This window comes from Hymenobacter lucidus (assembly GCF_020447265.1).
In the GTDB taxonomy this organism is placed as follows: domain Bacteria; phylum Bacteroidota; class Bacteroidia; order Cytophagales; family Hymenobacteraceae; genus Hymenobacter; species Hymenobacter lucidus.
Genome location: NZ_JAJADR010000002.1, coordinates 900,808 through 916,699, shown reverse-complemented (window position 1 = coordinate 916,699; position 15,892 = coordinate 900,808). Strand labels below are relative to the sequence as shown.

Below are 15,892 nucleotides of genomic sequence, written 5' to 3'. Positions count from 1 at the left end.
TTCAACGACGCCACGCGAGATTCCTCGGCAAGCTCGGAATGACGTTCTTTTTGCTGTTTAAACAGGTGCTATTTCTGCATGTGCCGCTGCCGCTGCGCCGGCGTGAGCTTTTCGATGGCATAGCGCAGGGCCGTGCGGGGCAGCTGCCCGTGATGGTCAGTCAGGAATTCTTCCAGTGCCTCCTCGTTACGCTTGCCCACTTCGCGCAGCATCCAGCCGGTGGCCTTGTGAATCAGGTCGTGGGGGTGGGAGAGAAGCTGCTCGGCCACCGCAAAAGTGTCCTGAAACTGCCCCTTGCGAATGAAGGCCAGCGTGGAAACAATGCTCATACGCTGACTCCAAAGATTAGGCTCGGCGGCCAGTTCGTAGAGTAGCGCCCGGTTTTTATCCAGTAGATACGTGCCCACCAGTAGCGGACAAGTAATATCGACCAGGTTCCAATTGTTGACGCGGCTGCGGTGGTGCAGATACGCTTCGTGAATGGCCTGTCGTCCGGCGGGCCCGGCTTTGGCAAACTGCAGCGTCCAGATAATCAGGCCAGTCTGCCGGTGCTCGTGCCAGGGACTGGCTAGCAGCTTTTCTACTTCCGCCAGCGGCAACTCCCGAAACTCTTTGGCTACCAGCCGCTGCTGGGGCAGCGTGAGGCCTAGGAACTGGTCACCCTCGCCGTACTCGCCCGGCCCGGTCTTGAAAAAGCGGGCTACCAGCGCAGCTCGCCCAGGTTGGGCCAGCGCGGCAATGGCGGCTTGAACGGCGGCGGCAGTAGGCATGGCTAGTAGATGTCGTACTTGATATCGGGCCGGTTGTGGGTGTAGAAGTAGGCATAGTTGGCGCACATCTGCTCCCAGCCGGCTTCCGTCGCAAATCTTTCGTGCAGCACGTCTTCCCACGCCAGGCGCATCTGTCGGGCGCACACCAGCGGCCGAACCTGCCCCACGCCCGTACCCAGCCCCGGAATGGCAATGCTGCTCACCTGCTGCCGAACCGGCTCTCCGGTACTCATGTGGCCGTATTGGAGCAGCTGCAGCACGGCTTTCATGCTCTGGTACACATTCGGGCCCCGCGTGATGGTCATGGGCGTGCGCATGGTGGGCGCGGCAATCAGGAAGGGAAACAACGGGCTGCCGGTTTCGATGATTTCGGCCTGGCCCACCAGCAGCTCGCCGTAGTACTTGGTACGAATGAGGTGCTGCAGATTTTTCTCCAGGTGCCAGCCCAGATGCTTGGAAATGGCGAAGTCGATACCGCCGTTCATGTAGCCGAAGCTGTTGGCGGGGCTGACGATGGCGTCGGCGGGGTGGTCGAAAATGGAGCCGTGGATAACGGTGACCTGCGGAACGTCGGCAAAAACGAGGGCCCAGGCGTCGGTTACTTCGGGGTTGGTGTCAATGAGTTTTACGTGCATAGATTGGTTTTCACCGGCAAGATACTGACTGGCAGCTCAATTGACGACAGAAAAAAAGGCCGCCCTGCAGTGCAGAGCGGCCTTTCTTACGGATGCTGGAATACGCTAGGCGCTGGCCTTGCTCATGTTGTCCAGGGCGTCCATTACTTCTTTCACGTGGCCGCGCGAGGTTTCGAGCAGGGCTTTTTCTTCGTCGTTGAGCTGGAGCTCAATAACTTTCTCGATACCGTTTTTGCCCAGAATAACCGGAGCACCCAGGTATACGCCATCGATGCCGTACTCGCCTTCGAGCTTGATGCAGACGGGGAATACGCGGCGCTGGTCGCGCAGTATGGCTTCCACCATCTGAGCCGCGGCGGCGCCGGGCGCATACCAGGCCGAAGTTCCCATGAGCTTCACCAGCTCACCGCCGCCCTGGGCCGTGCGCTGCACAATGGCGTCGAGCTCAGCCTTGCCGATCAGCTCGGTCACCGGGATGCCGCCCACGGTGGTGTAGCGGGGCAGGGGCACCATCGTGTCGCCGTGGCCGCCCATCAGCACCGCCTGGATGTCTTTGGGGCTTACATTGAGGGCCTCGGCCAGGAACGCGCGGTAGCGGGCTGTGTCCAGAATGCCGGCCATGCCAAACACCTTGGTGCGGGGCAGGCCCGAGGTGAGGTGAGCCTGGTAGGTCATCACGTCGAGCGGGTTGCTCACGATGATGATAATAGCGTTGGGCGAGTATTTCACTACCTGCTCGGTTACCGATTTCACGATGCCGGCGTTGGTCGAAATCAGGTCGTCACGGGTCATGCCGGGTTTGCGAGGCAGGCCCGAGGTGATAACCACCACGTCCGAATCAGCAGTGCGGCTGTAGTCGCCAGTAACACCTACCGTGCGAGTGTCGTAGCCGATAATGGGGGCTTTCTGCCAGATATCCAAGGCCTTGCCTTCGGCGAAGCCTTCTTTAATGTCAACCAGAACAACTTCGTTGGCGATTTCGCGGGTGGCCAAAACGTCGGCGCAAGTAGCGCCTACGTTGCCAGCCCCAACTACGGTAACTTTCATCGGTAATGGGTTGGGTTTTGAGAATTTTGTTCGCGGCTGTAAAAGTAAGCGAAAAGCCGTAGCGGCCTAGAACAAGTTACGGGAACGATACCGGCGCGCAGTTGGGAGCGTGCCTAAGGCTTTGTTACGAGTATCTCTGCGCTAGTCTCTAAAGGGTTGTTGTATACCAGGTTATTGTTGTAAAAGACCTGTAGCACGTCAACGTCCAGAGTGTTGCAGTCACTCTTGGAAAGCTGGTATTGCACCCGCAGGGTGTCCTGATCAGCTTTCTTGAAATACACCATATACTGGCGAGTAATGAGTGTATGCAGCACGGGCTCTTTGCCCCTCTCCAGCAGATAGCAGGAAATGGGGGCGTCGTTCGTTAGGCTAGCTTGAGGAATCGGGATATCTATGCGCAGCCCTTGCTCATCAACTATCCGAGCCGAATCCCGAACGTAGCCGTTACGGCGAAAAAAGAATGGCTCGCCGCTGGCTGATAGCAGTTGCAGCTTGAGCATCACGTTGTCGGCGCTAGGTATTTCCTCGCATGGGTCTTCTATAATACAGCCACTTAGGGCCAACAGGGCTGCTATATATAGTTTCATAACAGTCAGGATTTTAGAGGCACGTAGCAGGCTGCACTACATACGGCGCACCGTGAGCACGCGCTGGGTTTCTTCGGTGATTTTAAACCGGTCGTCGGGCCGGAAACCGATAATCCAGGCTATCTTCTGGTCGGCCGTGACCAGCACGCGCACGTCGTCCTTCAGGTTCAGCGGCACTTTCTGGTCAATCAGAAAGTCGGAGAGCAGCTTCTTACCTTTCATGCCGATGGGCATAAACCAGTCGCCTTCCTGCCAGCGCCGCACCGTGAGCGGGAAATTCAGCTTATCGGCATCCAGGGCAGCCACCGATTTGCTGCGCGGAATTTCCTGGCCGGTGTTTTCGCTCAGCTCGGCGCGCAGGTTGAGGCCTTCGGCTTTCAGCTCGGTCTGGCCGGCCTGCAGCTGGTAGGTGCCAAACTGGGTGAGGCGCTTGGGCTTGATAACCAGCTGTTCCCGGTCTTTCACCAGCAGGTGCGTCGGCGACTCAAACCGCCGGCCCGACTCGGCCCCGAAGGCCGCCACAATGTCTTTCACCACCAGATACGAGAAGCCAAACGGCTTGAGCAGCTCGTGCAGCACCAGCGTGGTAGCGGCTGTGCGTTGCAGCGTCGGGATGTTCAGGTAGGTTACGTCGGCTTCGTCGCGGCGGGCCTGGGCCTGGGTGTCTTCCACGTAGCGGCTCACGATTTCCTCGGCTCCGCCCACCCGCTCGGCGGTTATCTGCAGGGTCTGGTCGAGGTTGGGGTTGATGTCGCGCAACACCGGTAGCACGTCGTGGCGCAGGCGGTTACGCTGGTAGAGCGTGCTGTCGTTGGAGGCATCCTCGCGCCAGATCAGCCGGTTTTCGACCAAGTAATCGTACAGATCCTCCTTGCCCAGGCCCAGCAGTGGCCGGATGATGAAGCCGTTTTTGGCCTTGATGCCGTGCAAACCGGCCAAGCCGGTGCCGTGCGTCAGGTTGAGCAGCATGGTTTCGGCCGCGTCGCGCTGGTGGTGGGCCGTGGCAATATAGTCGAGCTGCTGGGTCTGGCGAATCCGCTCAAACCAGGCGTAGCGCAGCGTACGGGCCGCCATCTGGGTCGAAATTCCTTCCTGGGCGGCAAACTCTTTGGTTTGGAAGAACTCGGCGAAGTAGGGCACTTCGTACTTTTTAGCCAGCTTGCGCACAAATTCCTCGTCGGCATCGGCTTCCTCGCCGCGCAGGCCGAAGTGGCAGTGAGCAATGGCGAACTTGATTTCCAGGTGATGCAGCACATCGGCCAATACCACCGAGTCCATGCCGCCGCTGACGGCTACCAGGATATAGTCGGTGGCGGGGGAGAAAAGCTGCTGTTCTGCAATAAACTGACGGACACGCTCAAGCATATAAAAACTGATTCGGGAAGGCAACGGTGGGCACTACGCTGCAAAGATGGGCGTTACCAGCGGGCCTTCCGTACCTTTGCCCTGAAATGCGTTTTGTAAAGCTTCTTTTTCTGTTTTTTCTGGCCGCCCTGCCGCTGTTCAGCCACGCGCAGCAGCGCCCCCGGCCCCGGCCGGCCACTCCACCCGCGCAGCAGCCTGGCCAGCGCATCGAGCTGCTGCCCGGCACCGAGAAGCTGATTGGCGGCACGTTCAACGGCGTCGAAATCCGCAAGCTGATCGGCAACGTGAGCTTCAAGCAGGGCACCACGCTGCTGTATTGCGACTCGGCCTACCAGTACCTGGAGAAAAACGCGCTGGAAGCCTTCAGCAACGTGCGCATCATCCAGAACGATACCATCACCATCACCGGCGACCGGGCCACCTACGACGGCGACACCCGCAAGGCCCGCATGACCGGCAACGTGGTGATGCGCGACCCGCGCATGACGCTCACGACCACCGTGCTCGACTATGACCTGAGCCGCAACTTGGCCTACTACAGCACCGGCGGCCACCTCGTCGACCCCGAAAACACGCTCGACAGCCAGTACGGCTACTATAATACGACCTCGAAAGTGTTCAGCTTCAAGCGCAACGTGAAGCTGGTGACCAAGGAAAACAACATCGACACCGATACGCTGCAGTATAATACGGTGTCGAAGATTGCCTACTTTTTCGGCCCCACGCGCATTACGGGCAAGCAGGGCAACCTCTACGCCGAAAACGGCACCTATAACACCCGCACGAAGGTTTCCAATTTCCAGCGCAACGCCAAAATCGAAACGCCCAACTACCTGCTCGGCGGGGATAAGCTGGTGTATGACGAAGCCCGGCAGTACGGCGTAGCTACCGGCCACGTCTCGATGACCTCCAAGAAAGACAACATCGTGCTGCGCGGTGACGTGGGCAAGTACTGGCGGGGCCTGGGCCGCACCAAAGTGTACGGCAGCAGCCCGGTGATGCGCAATATTTCCGACGGCGACACGCTCTACCTGGCCGCCGATACGCTGGTGAGCGTGGAAGGCCGGCCGCCCAAAAACGTGGCCGGTGTGCTGTATGCGTACCCGAAAGTGAAGATCTTCCGCAAGGACCTACAGGGCCGCTGCGATTCGCTGACCTACGACCGGCAGGATTCCATCATCTACCTCAACAAGCGGCCGGTGCTGTGGTCGGACAAAAACCAGCTGACGGCCGACAGCATGGAAATCCGGCAGCGCAAGGGCAAAGTGGACCAGATGCGCCTGTATGCCAACTCGTTTATCATTGGCCAAGACACGATTCTGAACTACAACCAGGTGAAGGGCCGCAACATGGTGGCCTACTTCGTGGACAACAAAATAAAAAAAGTGGACGTGCTTGGCAACGCCGAGAGCCTCTACTATGCTCTTGAAGCTGATACGGCCGTGACGGGCCTCAACAAGGCTGTGAGTGCCAACATGGCTCTGCGCTTCGCCGACAACAAGCTCCAAACGATATCCTTTCTCACCAACCCCGACGCCAGCTTTATTCCGCCCCACGAGCTGAAACCCGAGGACCAGAAGCTCAAGGGCTTTACCTGGCGCGCCACGGAACGGCCTACCCGCCGCCTGGTGTTAGGCAAGCACTTCGCCCTGCCGGCAAAAGCCAAGCCCAAGCCCAAGGCGAAAGCCAAACCTAAAACGGCCGTCAAAGCCAAAGCTGGAAAAGCCAAGGCTACCCCAGCGGCCAAGCCCAAAACCGCGCCGATTAAAGCAAAAACGCCACCAGCCGCTGCTCCTAAGCCCAAAGTGCCGGCCCCACAGGCTGCCAAATAGCGCCCCAGGACTCTACCTTTGATTCGGCTTTGCAATCTGTTACCTTTGTCCCCCTTATGCAGTCTTTCCGCCCCGCCTTCTTTATTCTGTTAGTGAGTACGTTGCTGCTTGGCTCGTGCACCGGCTACCAAAAGCTGCTCAAGAGCGGCGACGTCAATAAGAAGTACGAGGCCGCCGTGCAGTACTACGACAAGGGCGACTTCTTCAAAGCCGGCACCCTGCTCGAAGACCTGATTCCGCTGTTGAAAGGCCGCCCCGAGGCCGAGAAGGCCCAGTTTTACTTCGCCAATACCAACTACCGCCAGCGCAACTACGTGCTGAGTGCCTACTACTTCAAGTCGTTTGCCGACACGTACCCCAACTCGACCTACGCCGAGGAAGCCACGTTTCTGCATTCCAAATCCTTGTTCCGCGACTCTCCGGAGTTTGAGCTCGACCAGACCAACACCTACTCGGCCCTTGAGTCTATCCAGGATTTCCTGAACCGGTACCCAACCAGCCAGTTCCGGCCCGAAGCCGAGAATATGTCGCAGGAGTTGCAGAAGAAGCTGGAGAATAAGGCGTTCCAGAGTGCCAAGCTCTACTACAACATTCGCTACTACCAGTCGGCCGTTACGGCCTTCAACTCGTTTCAGCAGCAGTACCCTTCTTCGGCGTATAATGAGGAAGCGGCTTTCCTCAAGCTGAACGCCCAGTACGATCTGGCCAAGGAAAGCGTACCGGAAAAGCAGCGGGAACGGTATCTGGAAGTACTCTCGTTCTACCAGTTCTTCATTGACAACTATCCGCAGAGCCGGAACCTGAAAGCGGCGGAGACGATGTACACCACGTCCCGCGAGGAAATTGCCAAGATCAAGCCCACTGATACAGCGGCAAAGTAACTAATGTGCTGAATACAGCTGGCGCGAGTAACGCCACTATTGTTGAGTACATTAGTCCCATTCAGCCTACCCATCCGTTAGCACATGAGCACATTCTCCACATCAGCACATTAAATACCCTTCATCATATGAAAACTCCGAACAACGTCTCTGCTTCCATCGTGACCCGCAACATGTCGGACTTCACCCACGAAACCGGCAACGTGTACGAGTCGATTGCCATCATCTCGAAGCGTGCCAATCAGATTTCGATAAAGCTGAAGGAGGAGCTGAACGGCAAGCTGTCCGAGTTTGCTACCACAGTTGATAACCTGGAGGAAGTATTCGAAAACCGCGAGCAGATCGAAATTTCCAAACACTACGAGCGTCTGCCCAAGCCTACCATCCTCGCCATTGAGGAATTTATGGAAGGCAAAGTAACGTTCCGCACGCCGGCTGAAGAGGAAGCGCCCATCGTTCGGGCTGCCGAATAACTAGCTGCGATGCCGCTACAAGGCCGCAAGATTGTGCTGGGAGTATGCGGCAGCATTGCCGCGTACAAATCTGCCATTCTGGTGCGTCTGCTGATCAAGGCCGGGGCCGAGGTGCAAGTCATTCTGACGGCCTCGGCCTCGGCCTTTGTTACGCCCCTCACGCTGGGCACGCTCTCCAAAAAGCCCGTCCTGACCAGCTTTCTGCGCAACGAAGCGGCCGGCGAATGGCACAACCACGTAGAGCTGGGCCTTTGGGCCGACGCGCTACTGATTGCCCCGGCCAGCGCCAATACGGTAGCCCAGCTGGCCAACGGCCACTGCCCCAACCTGCTGGCAGCCGTGTACTTATCGGCCCGTTGCCCCGTGTTCTTTGCCCCGGCCATGGACCTGGATATGTACGTGCACCCGGCCGTGACCCACAACTTCGAGCGGCTGCGTAGCTTCGGCAACCACGTGCTGGAGTCGCCGGTGGGGGAGCTGGCCAGCGGCCTATCGGGTCCCGGCCGCATGCTGGAGCCCGAGGATATTGTGGCGGAGTTAGAGCGGTTCTTTGGGTAGTGAGTGAGTAGAGCAATTAGAACGTCATTCCGAGCGAAGCCGAGGAATTTCGCGTGCTGACGTCTGATTAGTAATCTAACGACGCCACGCCAGATTCCTCGGCTTCGCTCGGAATGACGTTACTTTTATACCCTCTTTACTTTTCCACGATGCGTGTTTTACTCACAGCCGGCCCAACTTACGAGCCAATTGACCCGGTTCGGTTTATCGGCAACCACAGCACCGGCAAAATGGGCTACGCGCTGGCCGAGGCTTTTGCCGCCACCGGTGCCGAAGTTATGCTCATTAGCGGCCCTACTAGTTTGCCCGACCCAGCAAGCCCGCTGATAACGACGACCCGGGTGCAGACGGCCGCCGAGATGTACGCCGCCGCCGCCACCGCCGCGCCTACGGCCGATATCTGGGTTTTTGCCGCCGCCGTGGCCGACTACCGGCCCCGCGAAGTAGCTCCCAACAAGATCAAGAAGGACGGCGACACGCTGACGCTGGAGCTGGTGAAGAACGTAGATATTGCCGGCACGCTGGGCCAAACCAAGCGGGCTGAACAATTTTCGGTGGGTTTTGCGTTAGAAACCAATGATGAGGAAACCCATGCCCGGGGCAAGCTGCAGCGCAAAAACTTCGACTTGATTGTGCTCAACTCCCTGCGTGACTCCGGCGCTGGCTTCCGCCACGATACCAACAAAGTGACGCTGCTCGATACGGCAGGCCAAAAGACTATCTTTGAGTTGAAGCCCAAAGCCGCCGTAGCCCACGATATTGTCCGAACCGTTCTTGCCAGTCTTTCCCTCCGCAATGCGTAAAATTCTGCTTCCGCTGCTGTTTGTGCTCCTGCTGGCCCGCCCCGGCCAAGCACAGGAGTTGCTCGTCGATGTGCAGGTAACCACTGAAAACGTCAACGTGTCGGACCGGCAGCTGATTCAGCAGCTCAAAAACGACATGCAGTCGTTTTTGAACACTCGCTCGTGGACCAACCAGACCTACCGGCCCGAGGAGCGCATTAAGTGCCGGATTTTCGTGGGTATCACGGCCATTCCGCAGTCAGGCTCATTTGAGGCTACGGCCCGCATTGTGTCGTCGCGGCCGGTGTATGGCACGGGCTACGAAACCAATCTGCTGTCGTTTGCCGACAAGCGCTGGGTGTTCAACTACTCGCCCCAGAACCCGATTGACTACTCGGAAAATACGTTTGTTTCCAATCTGTCGTCGCTGTTGAGCTTTTACGCCTACGTCATCATCGGCATGGACCAGGACAGCTTTGCCAAGTTGGGCGGCTCGCCTTATTACGACCGGGCCCGCAACATTCTCAACAACGCCGCCTCCCAGAGCATCACCAACGAAGCCGACCCGGCCTGGAAAGACGGGGAGTCGCGCAACCGGTACTGGCTGCTCAACAACCTGCAGGACCCGCAGCTGGAAGCCATGCGCACCGGCATTTATGCCTACTATCGGCAGGGACTCGATATCTTTATTCAGAAGCCCGACGAAGCCCGCACGAGTGTGTTTACGGCCTTGCAGGGCGTGCAGCAGGCTGCCATTCGCCGGCCCGGCACACTGCTGGCCCGCGCATTTTTCGATACCAAGTCGGACGAGATTTCCAATATCTTCCGTACTGCTCAGGATCAGCAGCAGAAGCAGCAGGTGGTAACGATGCTCACGGAAGTAGACCCCACCAACTCGGCCAAGTACCAGACGATAATGCGGCAACCCTGAGGTAGCCAAACGGCTATATAGGGCTTTGGGATGCTAAACTAGTTGGCCTGAACTTGTTGTGTCGGGAAAATCAACTAATTTCATTAGTTGGAAACGGGTTGTATTGCCTTTGGGCGGCGCATATGCACTTTCCCTCTTTTTCAACTGCTGAAAAAGGACGAATTGCCCTGGATGCCGTTCGGCGACCAAACCGTTTTACTTCCTGCTAACTAATCTTACCACTGTGCTGGTTGATCTTCGCATACAGAACTACGCTCTGATTGAGCAGTTGGAGCTGCGGCCTTCCGCTTTGCTCAATATTATTACGGGCGAAACCGGGGCCGGTAAGTCCATCATGCTGGGCGCTATCGGGCTGCTGCTCGGCAACCGCGCCGATTCGCGCATGCTCTTCAACACGGCGCAGAAGTGCGTGATTGAGGGCCAATTCGATATTTCCAACTACCAGCTTCAAGACATCTTTGACTCAGAAGATCTGGACTACGACGCGCAGTGCATTCTGCGCCGTGAAATAAGCCCCTCGGGTAAATCCAGGGCATTTGTGAATGACACGCCCGTAACGCTGGAGACGCTGCGCAACATCGGGGCCAACCTGATGGACATTCACTCCCAGCACGACACGCTGCTGCTCGGCGACGCGGTATTTCAGCTCAACCTGCTGGATTTGTACGCGGGCCTGGTGCCCACGCGGGCCCACTACAGCAACGCCTACCGACAGTACCGCAAGCTGGAAGCTGACCTGAAAATGGTGGAAGACCAGATTGCCCAGGCCAACAAGGAGCTGGACTACCACAGCTTTCTGCTGAACGAGCTGGAGGAAGCCCGCCTCGATAATGAGGATCAGGAGGCGCTGGAGCAGGAAATTCAGCAGCTCGAGCACGCCGAGGAAATCAAGTTCAAGCTGACGCACGCCCTGCAGAGCCTGAGCGAGAGTGAGTATTGCGCGGCCGGCAGCATGAAGGAAGCTGCCACGCTGCTGGGCCAGATTTCGGCTTACGCCGACTCATTCAAAGTACTGAAAGAACGCCTCGACAGCTGCCTGATTGAGCTGCACGATATTGCCGATGAAGTGGAGGCCGCCGAGCGGCGCACCGAGGGTGACCCGGCCCGCATCGACGAGTTGCAAAGCCGCCTGAACGTGATTTACAACCTGCAGCGCAAGCACCAGGTGCGCGACGTGGCCGAGCTGATTGTCGTGCGCGACGAGCTGCGTCAGAAAGTAGGCTCGGTGCTGAACCTGGACAAGGAGCTCACGCGCCTGCGCAAAGACACCGACGGCGCCCTGGCTACGGCCACACGCCAGGCTGCCAAGCTGTCGGAAAGCCGGAAAAAAGCGTTTCCAAAGTTCGAAAAGGAGTTGGCCGGGCTATTGTCGGAGCTGGGCATGCCCCACTCCCGCATCGTGGTGCAGCACAGCACCGGGCAGCCGGCCGCCAGCGGCACCGATATTATCAGCATCTTGTTTACGGCTAACAAAGGTGCCCAGCCCCAGACCCTAAGCAAGGCTGCTTCGGGTGGGGAATTCTCCCGCCTGATGCTGTGCATCAAATATATGCTGGCCGATAAAACAGCCTTGCCCACCATCGTATTCGACGAAATTGACACTGGTATTTCGGGGGAAATTGCGGTGAAAGTGGGCCGCATGATGCAGCAGATGGCCAAAAAGCACCAACTGGTGGCCATTTCGCACCTGCCCCAGATGGCCGCCGCCGGCGACTCGCACTACTTCGTGTACAAGGAAGACCGTGCCGACCGTACCGTGAGCCGCATTCGGGAGCTGACAACCGAAGAGCGGGTGCGCGAAATTGCTCACATGATTGCCGGGGCCAAGCCCAGTGAAAATGCCTTCCAGAGTGCCCGCGAGCTGCTGGCCATGCGGGGTGAGGAAGTGGCGATTTAGCGAATTAGTGATTTAGTGAGTTGCTGATTATTTAACTTGCCGGCTCTTGCCTGTACCGCAGGAAAAAGCGGCGCCATCCCACTCACTAAATCACCAACTCACTAAATCACAGACAGCATGTCTAATAACATCCTTGCCGGCAAGGTCGGTATCATTTCCGGGGCTCTCGACGAAAAATCTATTGCCTGGAAAGTGGCGCTCAAGGCCCACGCCGAAGGTGCCCGTTTCGTGCTGACCAATGCCCCGCTGGCGATGCGCATGGGCGAAATCAACAAGCTTTCGGAGCAGTGCAACGCGCCCATCATTCCGGCCGATGCCACCTCGATGGAAGATCTGGAAAAGCTCTTTACCGGCGCGCAGGAACACCTAGGCGGCAAGCTCGACTTTGTGCTACACAGCATTGGGATGAGCACCAACATCCGCAAGGGCAAGAACTACGGTGAGCTGAACTACGAGTGGTTTATGAAGACGCTGGACGTGTCGGCGCTGTCGTTTCACAAGATGATGGCCGTGGCCGAAAAGCAGGATGCCCTCAACGAGTGGGGCTCGGTGGTGGCCCTGTCCTACATTGCCGCCCAGCGCGTATTTCCCGACTACACCGATATGTCGCAGGCTAAGGCCGTGCTCGAAAGCATTGCCCGCAACTACGGCTACCGCCTCGGCAAGCAGAAAAAGGTGCGCGTAAACACCATTTCGCAGTCGCCGACCAAAACCACGGCCGGCACCGGTGTGGGTGGCTTCGACGCTTTCTACGACTACGCCGATAAAATGTCGCCGCTGGGTAACGCCCCGGCCGAAGCCTGCGCCGACTACGTGGTAAGCCTGTTTTCGGACCTGACCCGCTACGTAACGATGCAGAACCTGATGCACGACGGCGGCTTCAGCAGCACCGGTATTTCGGAAGAAATTGTGGAGACGATTACCAAACTGAATTCGTAATTCGGGGTGCAGCGTATAGAAGAAGCCCGGCCGATTCAATTGGCCGGGCTTTTTGCGCTTTGGGCTGGGCGGACTTAGTAAAAGAACCGGCTGAGCGTGAGCGAAGCTTCTCGGTAGGAGCGCAGCTGGGTGTAAGCCACGCCGACGGAGTAGTTGTCGAAGACCTGACGCCTCACATTGCCCTGCAGCTGCCAATAGCCGGGCCAGCGAGTGGCCAGTACCTGCATTTGGGCCCATAAGGTATGCGGCAGGTTATACTGTAGGCCTATGCTATAGCCATAACCGGCTGCCGCAGCTGTTTCGGCCGAAGGCTGCAAAGGCCGGTAACGGGCATAGCCCCCGCCCAGCAGCAAATCGGGCGTGAGCACCTTCCCGATGCGGTAGCTGCTCACGCCCAGAGTAGCGGTATAGCTACGAAAGCGCAGATTGGCAGGCGCGGCCTGCAGCTGCTGGTAAGTAAGGGTTTCGGTGAAGCTCAGTCGGCTGTTAGTTTGCAGCGGCGGCAAACTCAGGCTGGCTAAGGCCGCATAGTTGCGGCCAAGGTTGGTTTGATAGTGGCCCTGCAGGTTGACTTTATAACCGATAAAACGGTAGCCATATACTTTGAGAGCAGCTCCCAGCGGCGCGTAGCGCAGGCCCGCCGACAGGCTTGCTTCCAGCAGCGCGTAGGCTGGGATGTCACCAAACGCCTCAGTGCTCAGTTCCAGGGCAATAGTGACACTGTCGCCCGCCACTATTCGCCGCTGCTGTTTCACGTAGCCGATAGCACTTAGGCTAACTGCAACGCTATCCAGGCGGCCGGGTACGGTGAGCGAAAAGCTGCCGTCGGTGTTTGAGCTAACGCCATTATTGGTGTTAAGCTGTAATATGGTCGTGCCAGGCAGTCCTTGCCCGTTGCTGCGGTCTAATATCCGGCCTGTCACGGTAGTATTTTGGGCTTGGGCGCAGCGAGAGAACAGACAAAACCCGAGCAGTAAAAGTAGTTTCATGGGCTGATATGGAATGTGTGTTGAGCTGATGCCGGCTTAGTCCGTATTCCACACATTTTTGCCATAAAAGAAACCGTACTTGTGTGACTGTTGCTGCACAAAGACTACCATACGGCACTAATACCCCCGCGTAAGCTCCACCAGATTCTCCAGCGGCTGGCCGTTGCGCAGCAAGTGCAGGTTGCGCAGCAGGATATCGACTTTGCCTTCGTCTTCGTGGGGCTGGCCGCCGCCGGTATGCTGGGTAAGCAGCACGTTGGGCAGCGTCCAGAGCGGGTTGTCGGCGGGCAGGGGCTCCTGGGCCGTCACGTCGAGGACGGCCCCGCCGATACGGCCGGCCTGCAAGGCGGCTAGCAGGGCGGGCTCGTCGGTGGTGTTGCCGCGGCCCACGCTGGCGTAGATGCTGCCCACGGACATGGCGGCCACCAGCTCGGCGGAGAAAAAGCCCTCAGCGCTGCCCGGCAGGCAATTAATAACTAGGTCAGTTTGGGGCAGGGCTGCCTTTAGTTCGGCGGGCGAGTGCAGCTGCGCCTGCGGATCGGTGCGGGCCAGAAGCTGAATGGCACACTGGAAGCCAGCGAGCTGCTCGCGTACGGCCTGCCCGATGGCGCCCGCACCCAGAATAACGACCCGCTTGTGGCGCAATAAACCCACTGTGGCGCGGAGAGGAGCCCCCACCCAGCGCTGTTGCTGCTGCAATACGGCCAGCTCGGGAATGCGGCGGTAGAGGCCCAGAATACCCGCCACGATGGTTTCGGCGCAGGGCCAGGCAAAATAGTCGCCCACGTTGGCCACCGGAAAAGGCAGCTGCAGATTGGCGTAGCGCTCAAAGCCAGCCGAATCGATTTGCCAGAAGCGAAGCCGGGGCGGCAGCTGGTCAGTTAGCCAATTGGGCGGCACATTGCCGAGCACCACCTCGGCCTGCTGAAAAGCGGCTTGTTGCTGACTGGCCGGCAAATCGGTGCGGAAAACGGGCTGCACATCAGCAGGGAGGCGGTGCAGCAGCATAGCGCGGGCTGGGGCGCTGAGGTCGGAATAGACGAAGAGTTGCATAAAGACAGGTAGGGTGCTGCCCGGCTATACGCAGAATGCCGCCGCTGTATCCGGTATTTGCGCCTCTAAGGGCATTTTACCCGCCCAACTGCTGCCGGATTTTAGCCGGGAGCTTCGCCACAATCAGCGCGTACGACTGCCGGATGTAGTGCTGCCACTCGGCCGTAGTGAGGCGCCGGATATCACCTAGGTGCACCCACTGGTGGCGGCTCAGGTAGTGGTGCGCCGTAAATTCGGGGCGGGCCAGCAGTTGGTCGAAAGCTTCGCCCGGCACCTTGAAGGCGGCCGACACGGGGAAATTATCGGGCGAGGTCGAAAGGAATATTTTCCCGCCTACGCAGAAGCACAGGTGCGTGTCCCACTTGATATCCTCCGTGGCGCCGGGGCACGTATGACAAATGGCTTGCAGCTCGACGACGGTCATAAAGGCAACGAGAAGGAAGGGGAGGAGCAGCGAAATTATGACTGGCCCCGAAGCCACTCCTGGGCACCTTCCAGACTGTTGAACAGCTGAATCTGGAACTGGTCGCCGATGCGCATATGCAGATTCTCGATGGAAAGCTGGCTGAAAATATCGGGCGACACCACCTGGGCGAAATAGCGCAGGCCGGCGTTGATAATCAAGGGCGTCCAGACCTGCTGAATCCAGTCGTTGGCCTCGGTGAAGGTGCCGACCAGGGCGCGGTGGTCGTTCAGAAGCTTGGCGCACGGCTCAGCCCGCAGTATATCCACATACGTCAGACCGCCGTCCATAATGGTGCTCAGCGTCTGGCGGCCGTGCCAGCGGGCATGAATCCAGTTATCAATCTGATTACGCTCAACGGTTAGGTACACGGTGCCGTCGCCCCGCAACAGGGAAGTCGTCATAAGCAAGCAAATGAGCCGGCCAAAGAATTCGGCGGCCGGAAAAGAGGAGTGTAAAGATGCGCAATTAGCCGCTCTCTACCGTTGGGAATACCGTTTGGCGGGCCAGCCGGCTCGGGTCCATCGAACACTTTCCGCGGGCCTGGCGTTGTGCAACTTGCTGGGCAAAGCAGTGTTCTTACTACCACCGCTGCCCGGGCCGGCCCCTGGCCCCGGCGCGCTGCCATTGCTGGCAATGCCGCCCGTTCAGCAGTCGGGTATTTCCTTCGAACTTATTTTCCTTTGGCCC

Annotated in this window: 17 protein-coding genes; 8 read left to right on the top strand and 9 right to left on the bottom strand. The window is 58.3% G+C overall.

Features of this window, described 5'->3' with window-relative positions; all coding sequences use genetic code 11:
• Nucleotides 1-68: 68 nt before the first annotated feature.
• The 5 genes from LGH74_RS10730 to tilS form a co-directional block, all read right to left on the bottom strand.
• On the bottom strand, nt 69-770 hold the full coding sequence (locus tag LGH74_RS10730) for a DNA alkylation repair protein (protein WP_226175546.1): 702 nt from the start codon (nt 768-770) through the stop codon (nt 69-71).
• A gap of 2 nt (nt 771-772) precedes the next feature.
• A complete protein-coding gene (locus LGH74_RS10725) occupies nt 773-1,405 on the bottom strand; it encodes a macro domain-containing protein (protein WP_226175544.1) in 633 nt (210 codons plus the stop codon).
• A gap of 105 nt (nt 1,406-1,510) precedes the next feature.
• Nucleotides 1,511-2,452 carry a malate dehydrogenase gene (gene mdh / locus LGH74_RS10720; RefSeq protein WP_226175543.1) on the bottom strand — a complete coding sequence of 314 codons (942 nt, stop codon included), beginning with the start codon at nt 2,450-2,452 and terminating at the stop codon, nt 1,511-1,513.
• A gap of 113 nt (nt 2,453-2,565) precedes the next feature.
• Entirely contained in the window at nt 2,566-3,039 is a 474-nt protein-coding gene (locus LGH74_RS10715; RefSeq protein WP_226175542.1) for a hypothetical protein, read from the bottom strand.
• Between the two features lie 36 nt (nt 3,040-3,075).
• Nucleotides 3,076-4,404: a tRNA lysidine(34) synthetase TilS gene (tilS, locus tag LGH74_RS10710; protein ID WP_226175540.1), complete on the bottom strand. Its 1,329-nt coding sequence runs from the start codon at nt 4,402-4,404 to the stop codon at nt 3,076-3,078.
• Nucleotides 4,405-4,490: 86 nt separating this feature from the next.
• Between tilS and LGH74_RS10705 the strand changes: the two genes are divergently transcribed.
• The 8 genes from LGH74_RS10705 (at nt 4,491) to LGH74_RS10670 (ending at nt 12,697) form a co-directional block, all read left to right on the top strand.
• Nucleotides 4,491-6,236: an OstA-like protein gene (locus tag LGH74_RS10705; RefSeq protein ID WP_226175538.1), complete on the top strand. Its 1,746-nt coding sequence runs from the start codon at nt 4,491-4,493 to the stop codon at nt 6,234-6,236.
• 56 nt (nt 6,237-6,292) lie between these two features.
• Nucleotides 6,293-7,117, top strand: a complete 825-nt coding sequence (locus LGH74_RS10700) for an outer membrane protein assembly factor BamD (protein ID WP_226175536.1) — start codon at nt 6,293-6,295, stop codon at nt 7,115-7,117.
• 128 nt (nt 7,118-7,245) lie between these two features.
• Complete coding sequence (locus LGH74_RS10695; protein WP_226175529.1) at nt 7,246-7,590, top strand: DNA-directed RNA polymerase subunit omega; 345 nt, start codon at nt 7,246-7,248, stop codon at nt 7,588-7,590.
• 9 nt (nt 7,591-7,599) lie between these two features.
• Nucleotides 7,600-8,148 carry a flavoprotein gene (locus tag LGH74_RS10690; protein ID WP_431357444.1) on the top strand — a complete coding sequence of 183 codons (549 nt, stop codon included), beginning with the start codon at nt 7,600-7,602 and terminating at the stop codon, nt 8,146-8,148.
• A 149-nt stretch (nt 8,149-8,297) separates the two neighbouring features.
• Entirely contained in the window at nt 8,298-8,951 is a 654-nt protein-coding gene (locus LGH74_RS10685; RefSeq protein ID WP_262904585.1) for a phosphopantothenoylcysteine decarboxylase, read from the top strand.
• Nucleotides 8,944-9,861, top strand: a complete 918-nt coding sequence (gene porD / locus LGH74_RS10680; protein WP_226175527.1) for a type IX secretion system protein PorD — start codon at nt 8,944-8,946, stop codon at nt 9,859-9,861. Before LGH74_RS10685 ends, porD begins: the two co-directional genes overlap by 8 nt.
• A gap of 223 nt (nt 9,862-10,084) precedes the next feature.
• Nucleotides 10,085-11,758: a DNA repair protein RecN gene (gene recN / locus LGH74_RS10675; protein WP_226175526.1), complete on the top strand. Its 1,674-nt coding sequence runs from the start codon at nt 10,085-10,087 to the stop codon at nt 11,756-11,758.
• Between the two features lie 117 nt (nt 11,759-11,875).
• Nucleotides 11,876-12,697, top strand: coding sequence for an enoyl-ACP reductase FabI (locus tag LGH74_RS10670; protein WP_226175525.1), 822 nt, complete (start codon nt 11,876-11,878; stop codon nt 12,695-12,697).
• A gap of 74 nt (nt 12,698-12,771) precedes the next feature.
• Here the strand turns inward: LGH74_RS10670 and LGH74_RS10665 are convergent, their stop codons facing one another.
• From LGH74_RS10665 to LGH74_RS10650, 4 genes are all read right to left on the bottom strand, one after another.
• A complete protein-coding gene (locus tag LGH74_RS10665; RefSeq protein WP_226175524.1) occupies nt 12,772-13,686 on the bottom strand; it encodes a carboxypeptidase-like regulatory domain-containing protein in 915 nt (304 codons plus the stop codon).
• A 117-nt stretch (nt 13,687-13,803) separates the two neighbouring features.
• Entirely contained in the window at nt 13,804-14,739 is a 936-nt protein-coding gene (locus LGH74_RS10660) for an NAD(P)-dependent oxidoreductase (RefSeq protein WP_226175522.1), read from the bottom strand.
• Nucleotides 14,740-14,815: 76 nt separating this feature from the next.
• Complete coding sequence (locus LGH74_RS10655; RefSeq protein ID WP_226175519.1) at nt 14,816-15,163, bottom strand: MmcQ/YjbR family DNA-binding protein; 348 nt, start codon at nt 15,161-15,163, stop codon at nt 14,816-14,818.
• A gap of 35 nt (nt 15,164-15,198) precedes the next feature.
• Nucleotides 15,199-15,606, bottom strand: coding sequence for a hypothetical protein (locus tag LGH74_RS10650; RefSeq protein ID WP_226175517.1), 408 nt, complete (start codon nt 15,604-15,606; stop codon nt 15,199-15,201).
• Nucleotides 15,607-15,892 lie beyond the last annotated feature (286 nt).